21 protein-coding genes and 3 pseudogenes are annotated in these 20,947 nt (G+C 75.3%); 14 read left to right on the top strand and 10 right to left on the bottom strand.

Features of this window, described 5'->3' with window-relative positions:
• Positions 1-13 precede the first annotated feature (13 nt).
• The 7 genes and pseudogenes from DT057_RS02340 (at position 14) to DT057_RS02315 (ending at position 6,283) form a co-directional block, all read left to right on the top strand.
• The gene (locus DT057_RS02340; protein WP_128560515.1) at positions 14-778 is read left to right on the top strand and encodes an SDR family NAD(P)-dependent oxidoreductase; all 765 of its coding nucleotides are present in this window, start codon (positions 14-16) and stop codon (positions 776-778) included.
• Positions 775-1,092 (top strand): annotated as a pseudogene (locus DT057_RS36000) (MarR family transcriptional regulator); the annotation flags it as partial. The gene DT057_RS02340 and the pseudogene DT057_RS36000, both read left to right, overlap by 4 nt.
• Before the next feature lie 204 nt (positions 1,093-1,296).
• Positions 1,297-2,130 (top strand): enoyl-CoA hydratase family protein, encoded by an 834-nt coding sequence (locus DT057_RS35995; RefSeq protein ID WP_203236162.1) that lies wholly within the window; start codon positions 1,297-1,299, stop codon positions 2,128-2,130.
• A 2-nt stretch (positions 2,131-2,132) separates the two neighbouring features.
• On the top strand, positions 2,133-3,278 hold the full coding sequence (locus DT057_RS02330) for an acyl-CoA dehydrogenase family protein (RefSeq protein ID WP_128560513.1): 1,146 nt from the start codon (positions 2,133-2,135) through the stop codon (positions 3,276-3,278).
• 118 nt (positions 3,279-3,396) lie between these two features.
• On the top strand, positions 3,397-4,977 hold the full coding sequence (locus DT057_RS02325; RefSeq protein ID WP_128560528.1) for an AMP-binding protein: 1,581 nt from the start codon (positions 3,397-3,399) through the stop codon (positions 4,975-4,977).
• Positions 4,974-5,435: a RidA family protein gene (locus DT057_RS02320; RefSeq protein WP_238313254.1), complete on the top strand. Its 462-nt coding sequence runs from the start codon at positions 4,974-4,976 to the stop codon at positions 5,433-5,435. The genes DT057_RS02325 and DT057_RS02320 overlap by 4 nt, the downstream gene beginning before the upstream one ends.
• Entirely contained in the window at positions 5,435-6,283 is an 849-nt protein-coding gene (locus tag DT057_RS02315; protein ID WP_128560512.1) for an alpha/beta hydrolase, read from the top strand. The genes DT057_RS02320 and DT057_RS02315 overlap by 1 nt, the downstream gene beginning before the upstream one ends.
• Positions 6,284-6,296: 13 nt before the next feature.
• Here the strand turns inward: DT057_RS02315 and DT057_RS02310 are convergent, their stop codons facing one another.
• Both DT057_RS02310 and DT057_RS02305 read right to left on the bottom strand, forming a co-directional pair.
• Positions 6,297-7,547: a class I SAM-dependent RNA methyltransferase gene (locus DT057_RS02310; protein ID WP_128560511.1), complete on the bottom strand. Its 1,251-nt coding sequence runs from the start codon at positions 7,545-7,547 to the stop codon at positions 6,297-6,299.
• The gene (locus tag DT057_RS02305; protein ID WP_128560510.1) at positions 7,544-8,296 is read right to left on the bottom strand and encodes a TlyA family RNA methyltransferase; all 753 of its coding nucleotides are present in this window, start codon (positions 8,294-8,296) and stop codon (positions 7,544-7,546) included. Before DT057_RS02305 ends, DT057_RS02310 begins: the two co-directional genes overlap by 4 nt.
• A gap of 82 nt (positions 8,297-8,378) precedes the next feature.
• On the opposite strand from DT057_RS02305, the gene DT057_RS02300 reads away from it, so the two are divergent.
• Positions 8,379-8,915, top strand: coding sequence for a superoxide dismutase family protein (locus tag DT057_RS02300; protein WP_128560509.1), 537 nt, complete (start codon positions 8,379-8,381; stop codon positions 8,913-8,915).
• A 103-nt stretch (positions 8,916-9,018) separates the two neighbouring features.
• Here DT057_RS02300 and DT057_RS02295 read toward each other — a convergent pair whose 3' ends face one another.
• The 4 genes from DT057_RS02295 to DT057_RS02280 all read right to left on the bottom strand — a co-directional run bounded on the left by DT057_RS02295 (position 9,019) and on the right by DT057_RS02280 (position 12,888).
• Positions 9,019-10,224: a pyrophosphate--fructose-6-phosphate 1-phosphotransferase gene (locus DT057_RS02295; protein WP_128560508.1), complete on the bottom strand. Its 1,206-nt coding sequence runs from the start codon at positions 10,222-10,224 to the stop codon at positions 9,019-9,021.
• A 100-nt stretch (positions 10,225-10,324) separates the two neighbouring features.
• Positions 10,325-11,191, bottom strand: a complete 867-nt coding sequence (gene fabI, locus DT057_RS02290) for an enoyl-ACP reductase FabI (RefSeq protein ID WP_128560507.1) — start codon at positions 11,189-11,191, stop codon at positions 10,325-10,327.
• Positions 11,192-11,360: 169 nt separating this feature from the next.
• Positions 11,361-12,305 carry a DnaJ C-terminal domain-containing protein gene (locus DT057_RS02285; protein ID WP_128560506.1) on the bottom strand — a complete coding sequence of 315 codons (945 nt, stop codon included), beginning with the start codon at positions 12,303-12,305 and terminating at the stop codon, positions 11,361-11,363.
• Positions 12,306-12,468: 163 nt separating this feature from the next.
• Positions 12,469-12,888, bottom strand: a complete 420-nt coding sequence (locus DT057_RS02280; protein WP_238313255.1) for an RT0821/Lpp0805 family surface protein — start codon at positions 12,886-12,888, stop codon at positions 12,469-12,471.
• A gap of 180 nt (positions 12,889-13,068) precedes the next feature.
• On the opposite strand from DT057_RS02280, the gene pdxH reads away from it, so the two are divergent.
• The 6 genes from pdxH (at position 13,069) to DT057_RS02250 (ending at position 16,968) form a co-directional block, all read left to right on the top strand.
• A complete protein-coding gene (gene pdxH, locus DT057_RS02275; protein WP_128560504.1) occupies positions 13,069-13,677 on the top strand; it encodes a pyridoxamine 5'-phosphate oxidase in 609 nt (202 codons plus the stop codon).
• 193 nt (positions 13,678-13,870) lie between these two features.
• Complete coding sequence (locus tag DT057_RS02270) at positions 13,871-14,593, top strand: SDR family NAD(P)-dependent oxidoreductase (RefSeq protein WP_128560526.1); 723 nt, start codon at positions 13,871-13,873, stop codon at positions 14,591-14,593.
• Positions 14,586-15,635: a hypothetical protein gene (locus tag DT057_RS02265; RefSeq protein WP_128560503.1), complete on the top strand. Its 1,050-nt coding sequence runs from the start codon at positions 14,586-14,588 to the stop codon at positions 15,633-15,635. The genes DT057_RS02270 and DT057_RS02265 overlap by 8 nt, the downstream gene beginning before the upstream one ends.
• Entirely contained in the window at positions 15,632-16,099 is a 468-nt protein-coding gene (locus tag DT057_RS02260; RefSeq protein WP_128560502.1) for an NUDIX hydrolase, read from the top strand. The genes DT057_RS02265 and DT057_RS02260 overlap by 4 nt, the downstream gene beginning before the upstream one ends.
• Complete coding sequence (locus DT057_RS02255; protein ID WP_128560501.1) at positions 16,096-16,536, top strand: TIGR02301 family protein; 441 nt, start codon at positions 16,096-16,098, stop codon at positions 16,534-16,536. Before DT057_RS02260 ends, DT057_RS02255 begins: the two co-directional genes overlap by 4 nt.
• A gap of 168 nt (positions 16,537-16,704) precedes the next feature.
• On the top strand, positions 16,705-16,968 hold the full coding sequence (locus DT057_RS02250; RefSeq protein ID WP_128560500.1) for a hypothetical protein: 264 nt from the start codon (positions 16,705-16,707) through the stop codon (positions 16,966-16,968).
• A 125-nt stretch (positions 16,969-17,093) separates the two neighbouring features.
• On the opposite strand, the gene mraY is transcribed toward DT057_RS02250, so the two are convergent.
• The 4 genes and pseudogenes from mraY to DT057_RS36405 all read right to left on the bottom strand — a co-directional run.
• Positions 17,094-18,179, bottom strand: a complete 1,086-nt coding sequence (gene mraY, locus DT057_RS02245; protein WP_128560499.1) for a phospho-N-acetylmuramoyl-pentapeptide-transferase — start codon at positions 18,177-18,179, stop codon at positions 17,094-17,096.
• 76 nt (positions 18,180-18,255) lie between these two features.
• Complete coding sequence (locus tag DT057_RS02240) at positions 18,256-19,707, bottom strand: UDP-N-acetylmuramoylalanyl-D-glutamyl-2,6-diaminopimelate--D-alanyl-D-alanine ligase (protein WP_128560498.1); 1,452 nt, start codon at positions 19,705-19,707, stop codon at positions 18,256-18,258.
• A pseudogene (locus tag DT057_RS02235) lies at positions 19,704-20,690 on the bottom strand (Mur ligase family protein); the annotation flags it as partial. The pseudogene DT057_RS02235 and the gene DT057_RS02240, both read right to left, overlap by 4 nt.
• Position 20,691: 1 nt before the next feature.
• Positions 20,692-20,947, bottom strand: a pseudogene (locus tag DT057_RS36405) (UDP-N-acetylmuramoyl-L-alanyl-D-glutamate--2,6-diaminopimelate ligase); the annotation flags it as partial.

Here is a 20,947-nt window from a genome sequence, read left to right as displayed (position 1 = left end):
GAGCGAGCCTGCCGTGAGCCAGCCCCGACCCTCCCGACACGTCCTCGTCACCGGTGCCGCCCGCGGCATCGGGCGCGCCATCGCGTCGGCCTTCGTGGCGGCGGGCGAGGAGGTGACGGTGCTCGGCCGGACGCCCGCGAGCGCCGAGCGGGCGCGGGCCGAGATCGGCGCCGCCCGCGCGGTCGCGGCCGACGTCAGCGACGCGGACGCCCTCGCGGCCGCGCTCGCGGCGGCCGCGCAGGCCGGCGGCCCGGTCGAGGTGCTGGTCAACAACGCCGGCGGGGCCGAGACCGCGCCCCTCGGCCGCAGCGACGTCGCGCAGCTGCGCCGCATGATGGCGCTCAACCTCGAGCCGGTCCTGACGGCGGTCCGCGCCGTGGTGCCGGCCATGCGGGCGCGGGGGCAGGGCCGCATCGTCACGGTGGCCTCGACCGCCGGCCTCAAGGGCTATCCCTACGTCGGCGCCTACTGCGCGGCCAAGCACGCGGTGGTCGGGCTGACCCGCGCCCTGGCGCTCGAACTCGCCCCCACGGGCATCACCGTCAACGCGGTCTGCCCGGGCTACACCGACACCGACCTCGTCGCGGGCGCCCTCGACGGGCTTGAGGCCAGGACCGGCCGCGACCGGGCCGAGCTGATGGCCGAGTTCACACGCCACAACCCCCTCGGCCGCCTGATCCGGCCCGAGGAGGTGGCGGACGGGGTGCTCTGGCTCGCCGGCCCGGGCGCGGCCGGGGTGACCGGGCAGGCTGTCGCGGTCGCGGGTGGCGAGTCGTGAGCGACGCCGCGCCGCCCGATCCGGAGGGCCGCATCCCGGTCGGCGCCCACCGGCACCGCAGCGAGCTGCGCCTCTGGCTGCGCCTCCTCACCACCGCCAACACCATCGAGGCGGAGATCCGGCGCCGCCTGCGCGACCGGTTCAACACCACCCTGCCCCGCTTCGACCTGATGGCGCAGCTCGAGCGCGCGCCGGACGGCATACTGCTCGGCGAGCTGTCCCGCCGCATGATGGTCTCGAACGGCAACGTCACGGGCCTCGTCGAGCGCCTGGCGCAGGAGGAGCTGCTCGAGCGCCAGGTCTCCGAGACCGACCGGCGCGCCGTGCGGGTGCGCCTGACCCGCCGCGGGCGCGCCGCCTTCGCCGAGATGGCGCGGGCGCACGCCGACTGGATCGGCGAGCTGATCGGGGCCCTCGACCCGGCCGAGCAGGAGGCGCTGTCGGCGCGGCTCGGCGCGCTCAAGGCCTCGGTGCAGACCGGCGCGCCCGCACCCGCACGGCCCCCCAAGGGAGGATCCATGAAACGCCAGAACGCCATCGCGGCCCCCCTCGCGGGCTTCGCGCCCGCGCATTTCCGCCTCGCGATCGAGGCGGGCATCGCCACGATCACCCTCGACCGGCCGGACCGGAAGAACCCGCTCACCTTCGAGAGCTACGCCGAGCTGCGCGACACCTTCCGGGCGCTGCGCTACGAGGACGGCGTCACCGCGGTCGTGGTCACGGGCGCGGGCGGCAACTTCTCGAGCGGCGGCGACGTGTTCGAGATCATCGAGCCGCTGACGCGCCTCGGCGCGGCCGACCTCCACGCCTTCACGGCCATGACGGGGGACCTCGTCAAGGAGATGCGGGCCTGCCCGCAGCCCGTCGTCGCCGCCGTCGAGGGCATCTGCGCCGGGGCCGGCGCCATCGTGGCCATGGCTTCCGACCTGAGGGTCGCGGCCGCGGGCGCCAGGGTGGCGTTCCTGTTCAACCGCGTCGGGCTCGCGGGCTGCGACATGGGGGCCTGCGCGATCCTGCCCCGCCTGATCGGCCAGGGCCGGGCCTCGGAGCTCCTCTACACCGGCCGCTTCATGAGTGCCGAGGAGGGCGAGCGCTGGGGCTTCTTCAACCGCCTCGTCCCGGCGGGCGGGGCGCTCGAGGCGGCCGGCGAGATGGCGCGGGCGCTCACCGCCGGGCCGACCTACGCCAACGGCCTCACCAAGCGGATGCTCCACATGGAGTGGGCGATGGGGGTGGACGCCGCCATCGACGCCGAGGCGGTGGCGCAGGCGCTCTGCATGAAGACCGAGGATTTCCGCCGCGCCTTCGAGGCCTTCGCCGAGAAGCGCAAACCCGTCTTCGCGGGCGACTGACCATGCCGGACGCGACGTTCCTCGACTGGCCGTTCCTCGAGCCCCGCCACCGCGGCCTCGCCGCGCAGGCCGAGGCCTGGGCGGCCCGGACCATCCCGGGCCTCGTCGACCACCACGACGTCGACGCCTCCTGCCGCCGCCTCGTGGCGGCCCTGGGCGAGGCCGGGTTCCTCGCCTACGCGGCGCCCGAGGACGGGCGCTTCGACGTGCGGGCCCTCTGCCTCCTGCGGGAGACCTTCGCCCGCCACGACGGGCTCGCGGACTTCGCCTTCGCCATGCAGGGCCTCGGCAGCGGGGCGGTCACCCTCGCGGGCACCGACGCCCAGCGCGCGCGCGTGCTCCCCGGCGTGCGGGCGGGGCGCAGCGTCGCGGCCTTCGCGCTGACCGAGCCGGAGGCCGGGTCGGACGTCGCCCAGATCGCCCTCACGGCCGGGCCGGCCGGCGACGGCCGGGTCCGCCTCGACGGCGAGAAGACCTGGATCTCGAACGGCGGCATCGCCGACACCTACGTGGTCTTCGCCCGCAGCGGCGAGGCCGCGGGCGCCCGCGGCCTCTCGGCCTACCTCGTCCCGGCCGGCACGCCGGGCCTGCACGTCGCCGAGCGCCTCGACACCATCGCGCCCCACCCGCTGGCACGGCTGCGCTTCGAGGATTGCCGGGTGCCGGCGGAGAACCGCATCGGCGCGGGCGGCGCGGGCTTCAAGGTCGCGATGGCGACCCTGGACGTCTTCCGCGCCACCGTGGGGGCGGCGGCCCTCGGCTTCGCCCGCCGGGCGCTCGACGCCACCCTGGCGCGGGTCCGCTCGCGGCAGCTCTTCGGGGCGCCCCTCGCGGCGATGCAACTCACCCAGACGAGCCTCGCCGAGATGGCGACGGCGATCGACACGGCTGCGCTCCACGTCTACCGCGCCGCCTGGACCCGCGACGCGGGCGCCCCCCGCATCACCCGGGAGGCCGCCATGGCCAAGATGGTGGCGACGGAGGCGGCGCAGGGCGTCATCGACCGGGCGGTGCAGCTCCACGGCGGCGAGGGCGTGCGCGCCGGCTCGGTGCCCGAGACCCTCTACCGCGAGATCCGCGCGCTGCGGATCTACGAGGGCGCCACCGAGGTCCAGAAGCTCGTCATCGCCCGCCAGATCCTGGGCTGACCGGAGGATTGCCGTGCAGGAGACCCGTGACGCCCCGACCCGAGACGCGGCCGCCGGCAGGGCCGGGGCCGGGCCCGTCGACACCTTCGTGCGCGACAACCTGCCGCCCGCCGAGGAGATGCCGGACTTCATCAACCTCGACCGGCTCGGCTACCCGGAGCACCTGAACGCCACGGTCGAGCTCGTCGACCGCCACCTGGCGGCCGGGCGCGGCGACCGGGTGGCCCTCGTCGGCCCGGAGGTGACCTGGACCTACGCGGACCTCGCCCGGATGATCGACCGCATGGCGAACGTCCTCGCGGGCCCGCTCGGCCTCGTGCCAGGCCAGCGCGTGCTGCTGCGCTCGGCCAACAACCCGACCAAGGTCGCGCTCTACCTCGCGATCATCAAGGCGGGCGGGATCGTGGTGGCGACGATGCCGCTCCTGCGCGCCAAGGAGCTCGTGCCGATCCTCGACAAGGCCCGGATCGGGCTCGCCCTCTGCGAGGCCGGGCTCGCGGCCGAGATGGAGGCGGCCGCCGCCGGGATGCCGGGCGGCGTGCGGATCGTCACCTGGTCGGGCACGGCCGGGGGCGCCCTCGGCGCGCTGCTCGAGGGCGCCTCCGACGCCTTCGCGCCGCCCCCGACCCGGGCCGACGATCCCTGCCTCCTCGGCTTCACCTCGGGCACAACGGGCCTGCCGAAGGCGACGATCCACTACCAGCGCGACCTCCTGGTGATCTGCGACGCCTACGCCCGCGAGGTGCTGCGGGCGGGGCCCGACGACGTCTTCATCGGGTCGCCGCCCCTCGCCTTCACGTTCGGCCTCGGCGGCCTCGTGCTGTTCCCGTTCCGGGTCGGCGCCTCGGCGGTGCTGATCGAGAAGGCCGGTCCGCCGGAGCTCGCCCGCGCCATCGCGCGCTACCGCGCCACCATCGTGTTCACGGCGCCCACCGCCTACCGGGCGATGCTGTCGCTGCTGCCCGAGCACGACCTGTCCTCGCTGCGCAAGTGCGTCTCGGCCGGCGAGACCCTGCCGGCGCCGACCTACCATGCCTGGCTGAAGGCGACCGGCCTCAAGCTCATGGACGGCATCGGGGCGACCGAGATGCTGCACATCTTCATCGCCGCCCGCGAGGACGAGATCCGGCCCGGCGCCACCGGCAGGCCGGTGCCGGGCTACGAGGCGCGGGTGATCGACGAGGAGGGCCGGCCCTGCCCGCCCGGGGTGCCGGGCCGCCTCGCGGTGCGCGGGCCGATCGGCTGCCGCTACCTCGCCGACGCGCGCCAGGCCGCCTACGTCCGGGACGGCTGGAACATCACCGGCGACACCTACGTGCAGGATGCGGACGGGTACTTCTGGTTCCAGGCCCGCAACGACGACATGATCGTCTCGGCGGGCTACAACATCGCCGGGCCGGAGGTGGAGGCGAGCCTCCTCGCCCACCCGGCCGTCGCGGAGTGCGGCGTGGTCGCGGCCCCCTGCCCCGAGCGCGGCCGGATCGTCGCCGCCTACGTGGTGCTGAACCCCGGCCTGACCGGGGACCCGGCCCTCGCGCGGGCGCTGCAGGACCACGTGAAGCAGGACCTCGCGCCCTACAAGTACCCGCGGGCGGTCCACTTCGTGGCCGCCCTGCCCAAGACCGAATCCGGAAAGCTGCAACGCTTCGCCCTGCGCAAGCGGGCCGAGGAAGAAGCCAGGCAGGGAGAACACGCGTGACCGCCACCCGACCGCTCGTCCGCGAGGACGCGACGCCCAACGCCGCCTTCGCGCCGCAGGGGCTCACGACGCTCCAGCCCGCCGCCTGGCGCAAGCCGAAGGGCTACGCCAACGGCATGGCGGGCCGCGGCACCGTGGTGATGACCGGCGGCCTGATCGGCTGGGACGCGGACGAGGTGCTGGCCGAGGGCTTCCTCCCGCAGGTCGAGCAGACGCTGCGCAACATCCTGGCGGTGCTGGCCGAGGCCGGCGGCGGTCCCGAGCACGTGGCGCGCCTGACCTGGTACGTGCGCAGCGTCGCGACCTACCGCGCCTCCCTGTCCGAGCTCGGCCCGGTCTACCGGCGCGTCATGGGCCGCCACTTCCCCGCGATGGCGCTGGTGCAGGTCGCCGACCTCGTCGAGCCGGGGGCCCTCGTGGAGATCGAGGCGACCGCGATCGTGCCGGACGCGGCGTGATGGGGAGCGCGCCCGCCTGGGAGGCCGGGGCGGTCCCGCTCGGCGATCCGGACCTCGCCTACGACAATGCCGCCGCGATCCCGGACGCGGCGGCGTTCCCGCCGCGCTGGGCCGCCGAGGCCGCCGCCTTCCGGGCGCGCCTCGGCGGGGCCGGCCGCGCCCGGCTCGACCTGCCCTACGGCGCGGGCGCGCGGCACCGCTACGACCTCTTCCTGCCCGAGGGCGAGGCCGCGGGCCTCGTGGTGTTCATCCACGGCGGCTACTGGCGGGCGTTCGACAAGTCGGTCTGGTCCCACCTCGCCGCCGGCCCCCTGGCGGCCGGCCACGCGGTGGCGCTCCCGAGCTACCCGCTCTGCCCCGACGCCCGCATCGCCGGCATCACCGCGGACATCGCGGCCTTCCTCGAGCGGGCCGCCGCGGAGGTGCCCGGCCCGATCCGGCTCTGCGGCCACTCGGCGGGCGGCCACCTCGCGGCGCGGATGCTCTGCGCCGACGTCGACCTCGGTTGCGCGGGGCGGATCGTCCGGGCGGTCTCGATCAGCGGCGTCCACGACCTGCGCCCGCTCCTGGCGACGCGGATGAACGCGGTCCTGCGCCTCCACGCCGACGAGGCCCGCCGCGAGAGTCCCGCCCTGCGCGAGCCGCGCCCGGGCGCCCGCCTCGTCGCCTGCGCGGGGGCCGGGGAGCTGCCGGAGTTCCGCCGCCAGAACCTGCTCCTGGCGAACGTCTGGCACGGCCTCGGCGCCGTCACGGCGGCGTTCGAGGTCGCGGGCCGGCATCATTTCGGCATCGTGGAAGACCTCGCCGATCCCCGCAGCGCCCTGACCCGGGCAATCGTCGGCGACTGACCGGCGGGCCGCCTCAGCGCCGCCGGCCCTCCCGCCGGAACACGCCGACGATCTCGACATGGGCCGAGTGCCGGAACTGGTCCACCGGCGTCACCGCGTCCAGCCGGAAGCCGGCGCGGGCGAGGAGGCCCGCGTCGCGCGCGAAGGTGGCGGCGTCGCAGGAGACGCCGATTGCCACCGGCACCTTCGACTCGGCGATGCGCGCGGCCTGCGCCTCGGCCCCTGCCCGGGGCGGGTCGAACACCACCGCGTCGAAGCGGTCGAGCTCCGGGGCGAGGAGCGGCCGGCGGAAGAGGTCGCGGCGCTCGGCCGTGACGGCGCGCAGGCCCGGGGTCTCCCGGGCGGCGCGGTCGAGGGCCGCGACGGCGCCGGGATCGCTCTCGACGGCGTGGACGGCACGGCTCTCCGCCAGGACGAGCGAGAAGGCGCCCGAGCCCGCGAACAGGTCGGCGACGCGCCGGGCCCGGCCGGTCCCGGCGGCGACGAGGCCCGCCAGGGCCGCCTCGCCGGCCGCGGTGGCCTGCAGGAAGCCGCCCGGCGGCGCGAGCACGCGGGCGCGCCCGGAGGCGGTCTCGGGCGGGCGGCGCACGATCAGCACGTCGCCGTGCAGGGAGAGCCGGGCGAGATCGAGCTCGCCCGCGAGGCCGATCAGGGTCTGGCGCGCGCGCGCGGAGGCCGGGCCGTGGCCGCGCAGGTCGACGTCGAGGCCGCCCGACGTCGCCGTCACCTGCACGTCGAGGGGCTTGCCCCCGCCCCCGAGCGGGCCGCTCAGGCGGCGGGCGTTCCCGGGCGCGCCGTGCAGGGCCGGCTCGGTGATCGGGCAGAGGTCGATCGGCACGAGGGCGTGGCTGCGGGCCGCCATGAACCCGGCCCGCGGCCCGCCCTCCCCGGCGCGGACGTGCAGGGTGATCCGGCGCCGCCCGGCCCCGTGGGCGTCGACGAGGGGCGCGACGGGCGCCGCGATGCCGGCGCGCGCGAGCGCCGCCGCGACGAGGTCGCGCTTCCAGGCCGCGTAGGGCGCGGGAGCGAGATGCTGGACCGCGCAGCCGCCGCAGGTGCCGAAATAGGGGCAGAACGGCGCGATCCGGTCCGGGGACGGCTCCAGCACGGCCTCGAGCCGGGCCCGGGCCGCGCCGCCGCGGGCCCCCTCCTCGGGGATGACGTTGACCGTCTCGCCCGGCAGCGCCCCCGGCACGACGAGGCCGTCCGCCGTCACGCCGTCGCCGCGGGCGCCGAGGCGGGCGATGCGCACCGGCCCGCTCACGCGCCGGCTCCCCGGCGGACGGCGCCGATCAGGAACTCCCGGTTGCCGTCCCCGCCCTCGACCGGCGACGGGATCAGGCCGGCGACCGCGAGGCCGAGCGTCTCCACGAGGGAGCGGACGGCCGCGCAGACCTCCGCCTGGACGGCCTCGTCGCGCACGAGGCCGCCGCGGCCGACGCGCTCGCGCCCGGCCTCGAATTGCGGCTTGATCAGCGCCACCAGCGCGGCCTCCGGGGCGAGGAGCGGGACGAGGCCCGGCAGGACGAGGCGCAGGCCGATGAAGCTGACATCGATCACCAGGAGACCCGGAGGTTCCGGCAGCAGGGAGGGGTCGAGGGCGCGGGCGTCCGTGGCCTCGAGGGCGGCGACGCGGGCATCCGCCGCGAGGCGCGGGTGGAGCTGCCCGCGCCCGACATCCACCGCGTGGACGCGGGCGGCCCCGCGGCGCAGCAGCACGTCGGTGAAGCCCCCGGTCGAGGCGCCGACGTCGAGGCAGACCCGCCCGGCGGGATCGAACCCGAACGCGTCGAGCGCCGCCGCGAGCTTGAGGCCGCCGCGGGACACGTAGGGGTGGGGCGCCTCGGCGACGATCGCGGCGTCCCGGGCGAGGAGGTCGGAGGCGCGCCGCACGGCCGCGCCGTCGGCGCTGACGAGCCCGGCCTCGATCGCCGCGCGGGCCCGGGCCCGGCTCTCGAAGTGACCCGCCTCCACGAGGAGGCGGTCGGCGCGAAGACGCTCCCGCGCCGTCATCCCGTGCGATCCTGCATCGGCCCTGTCGACGGCACTGTTGCTCCTTACCTATTGTCGCGGTGGACAGAAGAGAGTGTTGCCCATGAGAACGACCCTGCTCGCGAGCGCCGTGTTCCTCGGCCTCGCGATCCCGGCGACCGCCCAGGACAAGGCCGCGGCCCCCGCTGCACCCGCGACCTACGACGCGCCGATCATCAACAACAAGGGGCAGACGATCGGCAAGATCGCCCTGCGGGACGGGGCCAACTCCCTGGTGGTGCGGGTCACGATCCAGGCCGGCGGGCTGCCGCCCGGCTGGCACGGCATCCACTTCCACGCCGTCGGCACCTGCGCCGACGTGGACAAGTTCCAGGATTCGAAGGCCCACCTGAACCACGACAACGCCAAGCACGGCCTCCTGAACCCGGACGGCCCGGACGAGGGCGACCTGCCGAACGTCTTCGCGGCGCAGGACGGCTCGGTCAACGCCGAGGTGTCGAGCGATACGCCGCTGACCGGCGAGGGCGGCCTCAAGGACGCCGACGGCGCGGCCCTGGTGATCCACGCGAGCGAGGACGACCACGCGACGCAGCCGATCGGCAACGCGGGGGCCCGGATCGCCTGCGCGGTGATCAAGTAGACCTTCGCAGCGACCTCCCGCCGGGCGTTCCGCCCGGGGGGAGGTCGCCCGCCGCGGGCGGCGGGCCCGCCACGAGAGGCCGCCCGCCGCGAACCCGCCAATCCTATTCCCGCGGCTGGCCGATGGCGTCGAGCATCTCGGAGAACCACGGGACCTGCGGGTCGAAGGCCTTGCCGCCGCGGATGCGCGGGAACTCGATCGCCCGCAGGCGGCCCTCCCGCTCCTCGTCGTGGCCGATCACGCCCGAGACGCCCCCGAGGGCGCACTCGACCGCGAGGTCGACCATGCCCTGGATCAGGCGCAGGTCGTCGGCGTTGGCGGCGGCCGAGCGGGAGAAGTGGCCGGATTTCTGCACGAGCGTCTTCTCGGCCCCGATGCGCGGCGCGAAGCGGTCGGCGAACCACTTGCCGACGTTGACGGTGTCGATCTTGACGTGCCCGAACGCGTCCCGGCCCAGGACCTCGCCGCGGCCCTCCATCTCGGCGACGATGGTGTCGAGCCCGGCGCCCTCGCTGAGGAAGATGGTGACGCAGTCCTTCGCGTCGAGGCGGGCGCGCAGCCGCTCGGCCTCGCGGTCGAGGTCGAGGGGGCTTTCCGGCACGTAGACGGCGTCGATCTCCTTCTGGGCTCGGTCGAGGCCGAAGGCGGGCAGGAATGGCACGCCGTCGAGCCGCGCCCGGTAGGCCCGGGCGGTCGCCGCGGTGAGCCAGCCACAATTGCGGCCCATCACCTCATGCACGATGAGCATGCGCGGGTTGGCGCTCTGCTCGTTGACGACGTTCTCGAAGTAGAGCGCGCCCTGCTCGGCCGCCGTCCAGGCGCCGAGGGTCTGGCGGATCGGCACCACGTCATTGTCGATGGTCTTGGGCAGCCCCACCACGGTGAGCGCGTAGCCGTTCCCCTGGAGGTAGCCGGCGAGGTCGGCCGCGGTGGTGTTGGTGTCGTCGCCGCCGATCGTGTGCAGGATCGTGATGCCGTCGCGGGCGAGCTGGTCGGCGGCGACGCGCAGCGGGTCCTGGCCCTCCCGGACAAGGCCGCGCTTGACGCAATCCGCCACGTTGGTGAGCTTGATCCGGCTGTTGCCGAGGGGCGAGCCGCCGTGCTTGAGCAGCAGCCCGGCGGACGCGCGCACCTCGGGCGTGACGCGCAGGTGCTCGCCCTTGAGCAGGCCCTTGTAGCCGCTGCGGTAGCCGATGATCTCGATCTCGGGCGCGAGGTCGGTGTAGCGCGCGATCAATCCGCCGACCGCCGCGGACAGGCAGGGCGCGATGCCGCCGGCGGTGAGCATGGCGATTCGGGGCGTGGGCATGTCGGGCTCCGCGTGTCGTCGGAGCCCGCATCATGGCGGCTCCTGCCGCCGGGTCCAGTCCCCGGGGGCGGCCGGCGGCCCGTGGGCCGCCTCGTTCCCGTCAGTCCTTGTCGAGGCTGAGGTCGGGCGCCTCGGGGTTCTTCATGCCGACGACGTGGTAGCCCGCATCGACGTGGAGGATCTCGCCGGTCATGCCGCGGGACATGTCGGAGACGAGGTAGGCGGCCGTCTCGCCGACCTCGTCGATGGTCACCGAGCGGCGCAGGGGCGCGTTGTACTCGTTCCACTTCAGGATGTAGCGGAAATCGCCGATGCCGGAGGCCGCCAGGGTCTTGATCGGCCCGGCCGAGATCGCGTTGACGCGGATCTTCTGCGGGCCGAGATCGGCCGCGAGGTAGCGCACCGAGGCCTCGAGCGCCGCCTTGGCGACGCCCATGACGTTGTAGTGCGGCATCCACTTCTCGGCGCCGTAATAGGTCAGCGTGAGCAGCGAGCCGCCGTCGCGCATCAGCTTCTCGGCCCGCTGGGCGATGGCGGTGAACGAGTAGCAGGAGATCAGCAGCGACTTGGTGAAGTTCGCCTCGCTGGTCTCGACGTAGCGGCCGGTGAGCTCGTCCTTGTCCGAGAAGGCGATGCAGTGGACCACGAAGTCGAGCCCGCCGGCGAAGTGGCGCCCGGCGGCCTCGAACACGGCGTCGATCGAGGCCGGGTCGGTGACGTCGCAATGGCCCACCACCGCCGCGTCGAGCTCGCGGGCGAGGGGCTCGACGCGCTTCTTCAGGGCCTCGCCCTGGTACGTGAAGGCGAGCTCGGCGCCGTGCTGGCGGGCGCTGCGGGCGATGCCCCAGGCGATCGAGCGGTTGTTGGCGACGCCGAGCACGAGGCCGCGCTTGCCGGCGAGCAGCCCCGCCTTCGGCGACGCGGACTGCGCGAAGTCCTGTACCTGTGCCCGGTTCGAGTCAGCCATGAGTCACCCAAAGAACAGCCGCCAGCGGAAGACCGCACCCGCCCCGGCCCCGCGAACCTGGCCGTGCATGGCGCCCCACCGGCATCCTTAGCCGACGCCCGCGGGCGACGGAAGTCCGGCCGCGCGGCCGGGCTTCCGAAACCCGGGGCCCGGCCCGGCCGGGCGGCGTTCAACCCTGGGCGGTGGCGGCGCGGCGCTTGCGGGCGTAGTCGAGGAGCGCCTCGTCGCCGGCGGCCGGGAGCACGATGGCGACGCTGGCCAGCAGGTCGCCCCGGCTGCCGTCCTTCTTCGGCAGGCCCTTGCCGCGCAACCGGAAGGTGCGGCCGGAGCTGGTCATGGCCGGGATCTTCATCTCGACCACGCCGGTCAGCGTCGGCACCCGGATCGGGCCGCCGAGCACGGCGTCCTCGAGCGGCACCTCGACGGCGATGCGCAGGTCGGCGCCCTCGACCTGGAAGCGGGCATCGGCCGAGAACCGGATGGTCAGGAGCGCGTCGCCGGCCTCGGCGCCGTGCGCGCCCGCGTAGCCGAGGCCGCGCAGGCGGATGACCTGCCCGTCGACGACGCCCTTGGGCACCACCACGTCGACCTCGCGGCCCGACGGCAGGTTCAGCCGCAGCTTCGCCTCGGTGGCGACCTGCTCGAGGGTGACGGTGAGCTCGGCCGAGACGTCGTCGCCCTTCTGGGCGGCCGCGCGGGGGCCGGCCCCGCCCGCCGACCGGAAGGCCTCGCCGAACAGGTGGGAGAAGATGTCCTCGCCCAGGCCCCCGGCCCCGCCGCCCCGCGCGCGGTTCATGGCCTCGAAGTCGAAGCCCCCGAAGCCGCCGCGGCCCCCGCCCGCCGCGCCGCCGCCCCCGCCGGCCCCGAACCCCTCGAAGCCGGTGAAGCGCGGCTTGCCGTCGCCGTCGATGGCGCCCTTGTCGAACTGCTCGCGCTTCTTGGCGTCACCCAGGATCTCGTAGGCCTGGTTGACCTCGGCGAAGCGGTCCTGCGCCTTGGCGTCGTTCTTGTTGCGGTCGGGGTGGTAGGTCTTGGCGAGCTTGCGGAAAGCCTTCTTGATCTCGGCCTCGTCGGCCGAGCGGCTCACGCCGAGGACGTCGTAAGGGTTGGGCATGGCGATCCGGGCAGAGTTGGGCTGGAGCAGGGCCGCTCCGCGAATGCGAGTCGAACCCTATCTGGCGACGGTGTTGCCGGATTGCAACGCACGCGCCCGCGGGTTTTGCAGGCGCGGCCTGCGCGCCGATGCAGCCGGCTTCGCCGCGGCCGGGCGGCCGGCCTCAGGCCGGATCGCCCGCGGGCTTCGTCGTCGCCTTGAGGCTCTTCAGCTCCCAGGCGCCGCCGGAGGGCCGGCAGCCCGTGCCGCGCACGAAGCGGTTGCCCGAGGGCCCGATCACGGTCGCCAGGAAGCCGCGGCAGATCTCGTCGTTGCGCACGAAGGGCAGGCCCGTGGGATTGACCATGCCGCGCATGCCCGAGCCCGGGTTGTCCCACTTCACGGGCTGGCCGTTGCCCTGCGGGTCAAGGGCGACGCCGAGCGCCGCCTTGGCCCGGCGCCAATCCTCGATCGAGAGATCGCCGCCGAAGCTCCTGGGGGCCGCGGGCGCGATGCTGCCGGTCGTGTCCGTCTCCGCGGGCGCCTGCGCCAGCGTCGGCCGGAACATGATCAGCGGCTGGCTGCACCCGCCGACCGCGAGCATCCCGCCCGCCGCGAGGCCGCACACGGCCGCACCGAGCGCCCATCCGCGCGAACTGACTTTACACACGCCGCGACGCATCACACCTGTTCTCACGACGGGGGGCCCCGGCGCCGCGACGCACGCACGCTTGCGACGCCGGCCCGCCCCTCAGATCCGGTTGTCACAGGTAAGGACGATGCCGTGGACGGGTTAACGAACGATGATTTCACCCAGTGCACGGATCCCTGGTCGCTCTTCGACCAGTGGTTTGCACAGGCCCGCGCGTCCGAGCCGGAGGATCCGAACGCCATGGCGCTCGCGACCGCGGGCGCGGACGGGCTGCCGGACGTGCGCATCGTGCTGCTCAAGGGCGCCGACGCGCGCGGCTTCGTGTTCTACACCAACACGCTCTCGCTGAAGGGGGCGGAGCTGGCCGAGAACCCCCGCGCCGCCCTGGTGCTGCACTGGAAGAGCCTGCGGCGCCAGGTCCGGGCCCGCGGCGAGGTGACCCGGGTGGACGACGCGGAGGCCGACGCCTACTTCGCGAGCCGCGCCCGGGACAGCCGCATCGGGGCCTGGGCGAGCCGCCAGTCGCAGGCCCTGGAGAGCCGGGACGCGCTGGTGCGGGCCGTGGCCGAGGTCTCGGCGCGCTTCCCCGAGGCTGAGGTGCCCCGCCCGCCGCACTGGACGGGCTACCGCATCGCCCCGGTGACGATGGAGTTCTGGCAGGACGGCGCCTCCCGGCTGCACGACCGCGTGCGCTTCACCCGGGCCGGAGCGGCCTGGGAGCGGGCGCGGCTCTACCCCTGAGGCGCTCCCGGCCGCGCCGGGGCGCCGCGCGGCGCCGCCATGCTGCGGCGCGGCGAGCCCTGGATTTCCCCGGCGGCGAGGCCTACCGTGAGCGCCTCCCGCGCGTCAGGCCGAACCGCCCCGAACCTGCGCCCCGCATACGATGCCCCGAGGAACCGCCTTGGCCCAGTCGACCAACGAACGCCGGCGCGTGATGCTCCTCACGGGTGCGAGCCGCGGCATCGGCCACGCCACCGTGAAGCGCTTCTCGGCCGCGGGCTGGCGCGTCATCACCTGCTCGCGCCACGCCTTCCCGGAGAACTGCCCGTGGGAGATGGGCCCGGAGGACCACCTCCAGGTCGACCTCGCCGATCCGGAGGACACCGTCCGCGCCGTCCGGGAGGTCGCCGGGCGGCTCGAGGCCGAGGGCGGCCTCCTCCACGCGCTCGTGAACAACGCCGGCATCTCGCCGAAGTGCCCGGGCGGCGAGCGCCTCGGCGCGATCACGACGCCGTTCTCGGACTGGCAGCGGGTGTTCCAGGTCAACTTCTTCGGGCCGATCCTGCTCGCCCGCGGCCTCTGCGACGAGCTCACCCGGGCCCGCGGCTCGATCGTCAACGTGACGTCGATCGCCGGGTCGCGGGTGCACCCCTTCGCGGGCGCCGCCTACGCCACCTCGAAGGCCGCGCTCGCCAGCCTGACCCGCGAGATGGCGGGGGATTTCGGGCCCCTCGGCGTCCGGGTGAACGCGATCTCGCCGGGCGAGATCGACACCTCGATCCTCTCGCCCGGGACCGACAAGCTCGTGGCCCAGATCCCGCAGCGCCGCCTCGGCACGCCCGACGAGGTCGCCAAGGCGATCTACTTCCTGTGCACCGAGGCCTCGTCCTACGTGAACGGCGCCGAGCTGCACATCAACGGCGGGCAGCATGTGTGAACGGGCGGGCGCCGCGCGGCTCGCGCGCGCCGCACGGATCGCCGGTCTCGCCGCCCCGCTCGCGGGCCTCGCCGCCCCGGCCCGCGCCGAGTCCGTCGTCGCCCTCCTCCCGCTCCCCTTCCGGGTGACGCAGGTGCGCGACGCCGGCAGCGAGGTCGCGGTGGCGGTCGAGACCTCGGGCCTGCCGCAGCTGCCCCGGCGCCCCGCCGGCGGCGTCGTGGTGATGTGGGGCGAGACCGGCGGCGCCGCGCTGACGCTCGCCGGCGACCGCGTCGCGGTGGTGCCCCTCTCGCCCGAGGCGATCGAGGGCCTGTCGGCCGGCGAGACGCCGCGGGGCGCCCTCGCCGGCTCGCGCCGCGCCCTCTCCGGCCCCGTCACCGCCTACCTCACGGGCGCGACCGCGGGCGACCCGGCGGGCGCCGCCGGCGTGACCGTGCGCGAGCGCCAGCCGGTGGCGATGAGCGCCGAGCCGAAGCCGGTCCCGGTCACCACCACGACGGTGCCGGCCGGCGCCGACGCGGTCTTCACGGGCGAGACGGTGCGCACCGTCGACATCGACGGCGCCCTCCACCTCGTCGTGGTCAAGGCCCGGGCGGGATCCGAGAGCCTGGCCCTGATCGGGCGCGAGGCCGGTGCCTGGCGGCTCCGGGCCGAGATCCCGGCCGGGCCCGGCGGCCTCAGCCCGGCCGCGTCGGCCGATTTCGGGGACGGCGCGCCGAGCCTCGCGGTCGTGCGGGGCGCGGAGGGCGTGCTCCAGCACTGGTCGGTCGCGGGCGCCCGACCGGCGCTGCGGGCCGAGGCGCGGGGCTACGCCGCCCCCGCCGCCCCCCTCGCCCTCGACGGCGGCGGGACGGCGCTCGCCCTGCCGACGCTGGACCGCGCGGCGCTGGCCCTCGTCTCGCTCCGGGGCGGCATCGTCGAGCGCGCCCGGGTCGCCCTCCCGGCCCCGGCCGGGCCCGGCCTCGCGGTGCTGGGCGGCGGCCGCGGCGCCCACATCCTGGTCGTCCTCGCCGACGGACGCGTGGCGGACGTGCGGCCGTGACCGACGAGGCGGATGCGGTCTGGCGCCGCCGCTACCCGGCCCGCCCGTTCCTCGCCGCCTCGGTGGCGGTGGTGCGCGACGGCCGCGTCCTCCTCGCGGCCCGCGGGCGGCCGCCGCGGCAGGGCGTCTACACGCTCCCGGGCGGCCTCGTGGAGGCCGGCGAGACGGTGAGCGAGGCCGCCCTGCGCGAACTGCGCGAGGAGGTCGGCGTCGAGGCCGAGATCGTGGCCGGGCTCCCGCCCCTCGAGATCATCGAGCGCGACGGCGACGGCGCCGTCCTGCACCATTACGTGGTCCATCCCCACGCCGCCCGCTGGCTGCGGCACGAGCCAGCCCCGGGCGAGGAGGCGCTCGCGGTCCGCTGGGTGACCCTCCGGGAGGCGCGGGCGCTGCCGACCACCGCCGGGTTGCACGCGGTGCTCGCGCACGCGCTCGCAGTGACGGGCGAGGCGGGCGAGGCATGAGGGCGGCGCTCGCCCTCGCGCTGGCCCTCGCCCTCGCGGGCGCCGCCGCGGCCCAGACCCGGCCGCGCCCGAGCGCGCCCCCGGCTGCCAAGGCGCCCGAGAAGGAGGCGGCCCCGGCGCCGGCGCCGGACCTGCCCGCGCCCTACGACCGCGACCTCCTGCGCCTGTCCGAGATCATCGGGGCGCTGAGCTTCCTGCGCAACCTGTGCGGCAGCCCGGACGCGGCCGAGTGGCCGAGCCGCATGAGGGCGCTCCTCGACGCGGAGGGCACCACGCCGGGGCGCCGCGACCGCATCGCCGGCGCCTACAACCGCGGCTACCGCGGCTACGCCGTGAGCTACCGGGTCTGCACCCCGTCGGCCGGGGAGGCCGCCTCCCGCTTCATCGCCGAGGGCGAGCGCCTGTCGATCGGCCTCGCGGGGCGCTTCGGGGGCTGAGCCGTGCCGATGGCTGTGGCCGTCCCGCAACGAATGTGGCGCCCGTGCCGAAGCCGCGCGCATTCTCGCGTCGCCGTTAACCTCTTCGAAATTCCTGACTGGCTCGCCGCCGGCCGAGATCCTATGACTCGGGAAGACCCGGAAAGCCCGCTTCGCCCAAGGCCCTCGATGACCCAGTCCGCACCCTCCGCCCTGCCGCACGAGGAAGACCAGGACGCCAAGCGCGCCGCCCTGGGCTACGTCTCGGAGGCGTTCGCCGAAGGTTGTCTCGACGGGATCGACGGCGACTGCATGGCCCAGGCCGCCCTGTTCGCGGCCTTCCAGGAACTGGTGCAGACCTACGGCGAGGAGGCCACCGCGCGCTACGCCGAGGGTTTTCCGGACCGCATCCGCGGCGGCTCCTACACGGTGAGGCCGCAGGCGCAGCACTGAGGGACCGCGCGGCCGGCCCGCCAGGCGCAGCGCTGAGGGACCGCGCGGGCGGCCCGCGCGGCGCCGACCCGGCCGCGGACCGGGCGCCCCCCGAGACCCTCCGGGGGCGCGGCGCCGGCGGGAACCTAGCGCAGCTTCAGGGTCGCGAGGCCGAGCAGCGCCAGGACGACCGCGATGATCCAGAACCGGATCACCACCTGCGGCTCCTTCCAGCCCTTCTGCTCGAAATGGTGGTGGATCGGCGCCATGCGGAAGACGCGCTTGCCGGTGAGCTTGAACGAGGCGACCTGGATGATCACCGAGAGGATCTCCAGCACGAACAGGCCGCCCACCACCGCCAGCACGATCTCGTGCTTGGTGGCGACCGCGACGGTGCCGAGGAGGCCGCCGAGCGCGAGGGAGCCGGTGTCGCCCATGAAGATCTGGGCCGGCGGCGCGTTGAACCACAGGAAGCCGAGGCCCGCCCCGATCAGCGCCCCGCACACCACCGCGAGCTCGCCCGTCCCCGGCACGTAGTTCACCTGGAGGTAGGAGGCGTAGATCACGTTGCCGACGAGGTAGGCGATGATCCCGAAGGTCGCGGCCGCGATCATGACCGGCACGATGGCGAGCCCGTCGAGGCCGTCCGTGATGTTGACGGCGTTGCCGGCCCCCACGATCACGAAGCCCGCGAAGGCGACGTAGAACAGGCCGAGGTTGACGATGGCGTCCTTGAACACCGGGAAGGCGAGCCGGTAGGCGAGGCCCGGCGCCGAGTACTCCGCCACCGCAAGGCAGGCCGAGACCGCGATCAGGGCCTCGAGGCCGAGGCGGAACTTGCCGGAGAAGCCCTTGTGGCTCTGCTTCGTCACCTTCAGGTAGTCGTCGTAGAACCCGATCGCCCCGAAGCCGAGCGTCACCACCATGGTGATCCAGACGTAGTGGTTGCGGGGGTTGGCCCAGAGCAGCACCGCCACCATGACGCCGGCGAGGATCATCAGCCCGCCCATGGTGGGCGTGCCGCGCTTCGTCAGGAGGTGGGATTGCGGGCCGTCCTCGCGGATCGGCTGGCCCTTGCCCTGGCGCAGGCGCAGGAGCGAGATGATCCAGGGCCCGAACCAGAACACGAAGAAGCCCGCCGTGAACAGCGCGCCCCCGGTCCGGAAGGTGATGTAGCGAAAGACGTTGAGCGGCGAGAACACGCCGCTCAGGTCGGAGAGGAGGTACAGCATCCCGGAATCATCCCGATCGTGAAGGAGCGCCGGTGCCGGGCGGGCCGGCACCGCTGGCGTGGCTCCGATTGAGAGATCAGCCGGGTTGGCCGACGGCGAGATCCTGACCCGCGCCGCCCCCGTAGCGGGCTTTGAGCGCCTCGACAATCCTCCCCATGCGGGTGCTGTTCGAGCCCTTCACCATCACGGCGTCACCGGGCCGCAGGGCGGACAGCACCGTCCCGACGAGGTCGGACGCGGCGGCGGCGCAGGCCCCGCGGGCGCCCGCCGGCAGGGCGTCGAACAGCTCCTGCATCCCCGGTCCGGCGGTGAAGACGAGGTCGATGCCGTGCTCGTCCACCGCCTGCGCCAGGTCCCGGTGGAGGCGGGGCGCCTCGGCGCCGAGTTCCAGCATGTCGCCCAGCACCGCGATGCGCCGGCCGGAGGCCGCGACGCCCGCGAGCGTCGCGAGCGCCGCCCGGACGGAGGCCGGGTTGGCGTTGTAGCTCTCGTCGACGAGGAGCGCCTCGCCCTCCCCGACGCGCAGGATCGTGCGGGCGCCCCGGCCCGCGGGCGGGCGCAGCTGGGCGAGCGACAGGGCCGCGAGCGCGAGGTCGGCGCCGAGGGCGTGGACGGCGGCCATGACCGCGAGGGAGTTGAGCGCGGTGTGCCGGCCCGGCGTGCCGAGCTGGTAGGTCACCGGCAGCCCGAGCACCCGGGCGTCCACGATCGAGAGGTCGGGCCGCAGCACGATGCGCTCGGCCCGCACGTCGGCCTCGCGGTGCTCGCCGAAGCTGACGACCCGCCCGGCCCGCGACGCGCGGGCATGGGCCTCGAGGCGCTCGAAGCTCGGGTTGTCGCGGTTGATCACCGCGACGCCGCCGGGCTCGAGCCCGCCGAAGATCTCGCCCTTGGCGTCGGCGATGCCCGGGAGCGCGCGGAAATGCTCGATGTGGACCGGCTCGACCGTGGTGACGAGCGCGATCTCGGGCCGCACCAGGCGGGTCAGCGGCGCGATCTCGCCCGGGTGGTTCATGCCGATCTCGAACACCCCGAAGGCGCTCGCGGCCGGCATCCGGCTCAGGGTCAGGGGCACGCCCCAGTGGTTGTTGTAGGAGGCGACCGAGGCGTGGGTGGCGCCCTGCGCGCAGAGGACGTGGCGCAGGGCCTCCTTCGTGCCGGTCTTGCCAACCGAACCCGTCACCGCGACGATGCGGGCGCCGGTGCGGGCCCGGGCCGCCGCCGCGAGCGCCCGCATGGCGCCCAGGACCGCGTCCCCGTCGCGCGCCGGCACGACGACCAGGGGGCCGGCCCCCTCCAGCTCCGCTTCCCGGTCCTGCGCCACCACCGCGGCCCCGGCCCCGCGGGCGAGGGCGTCGCGGACGAAGTCGTGCCCGTCCCGGGCCTCGCCCCTGATGGCGAAGAACAGGTCGCCGACCTTGAGGGTGCGGGTGTCGATCGAGATGCCGGCGAGCGGGCGCGCCTCGCCGGAGAGGCGCGCCGCCATGGCCGCGAGGGCGTCGTCGAGGATCCAGAGGGGCTCGGTCATGCGCGGGTCTCCTCGATCGCGCTCAGGACCGCGTCGCGGTCGGAGAAGGGCAGCATGCGGTCGCCGATGATCTGGCCCGTTTCATGACCCTTGCCGGCCACCACCAGCACGTCGCCGGCCGCGAGATCCCGCACGGCGGCGCGGATCGCCTCCGCGCGGTCGCCGATCTCCTCGGCGCCCGGCGCCGCCGCCAGGATCGCGGCCCGGATCAGCGCCGGGTCCTCGCCGCGCGGATTGTCGTCCGTCACGATGACCCGGTCCGCCCGCCCGGCCGCGATGCCGCCCATCAGCGGGCGCTTGGCCCGGTCGCGGTCGCCGCCGCAGCCCATCACGCAGACGAGCCGGCCCGTGGTGAAGGGCCTCAGGGCGTCGAGGACGCCCGCCAGCGCCTCCGGCTTGTGGGCGTAGTCGACGACGCAGAGGGCGTCCCGCACTTGGCCGACCCGCTCGAGGCGGCCCGGGACCCCGGCGAGGTGCCCGAGCGCCGCGATCACCTCCCGGGTCCGCCCGCGCCCGGCCGGCATCGCCAGCACCAGCCCGGCGGCGAGCAGCGCGTTCTCGACCTGGAAGGCGCCGACGAAGGGCAGGTCGACCGCGTGGGTCTCGCCCGCGGCCGCGACCGCGAGCGCCTGGGAGAAGCCGTGCGTGCGCGCCGAGACGAGGCGCAGGGTCTCGCCGGCCCGGCCGGTCGTCGCCACGGTCAGGCCCCGCGCGCGGGCCGCCGCCGCGACGCGCCCGGCCTCGGCCCCGTCGGCGTTCACGACGGCGGTCGCACCCTCCGGCAGCAGGGTCTCGAACAGGCGCAGCTTCGCCGCGAGGTAGGCCTCCGGCGTGTGGTGGTAGTCGAGGTGGTCGTGGCCGAGATTGGTGAACCCGGCCGCGGCGAGGCGCACGCCGTCGAGGCGGCTCTGCGCGATGCCGTGCGAGGAGGCCTCCATGGCGAGGTCGGTGATGCCGTCGCGGGCGAGGCGGTCGAGCGTCGCNGAGCGAGCCGTAGGCCGCCCCGCCGGTGGTGATCACCCCGAGGGTCCCGAGGCTCGCCGCCTCCCGGCCGAGGCGGCCGAGGATCTGGCGCACGAAGTCGGCGACGGAGCTCTTGCCGCTCGTGCCCGTGACGGCGACGATCGCGGCGGGCTGGCCCGGGTGGAGCCGCGCGGCGGCGAGCGCCAGGGCGCGGCGCGCGTCCGCGACCGCCAGGTAGGCGACCGGCTCCGGCAGGTCGGCGGGCCGCGGCCCCTCC

The sequence above is a fragment of the Methylobacterium crusticola genome (assembly GCF_003574465.1).
In the GTDB taxonomy this organism is placed as follows: domain Bacteria; phylum Pseudomonadota; class Alphaproteobacteria; order Rhizobiales; family Beijerinckiaceae; genus Methylobacterium; species Methylobacterium crusticola.
This window is presented reverse-complemented; position numbering and strand designations above follow the sequence as displayed.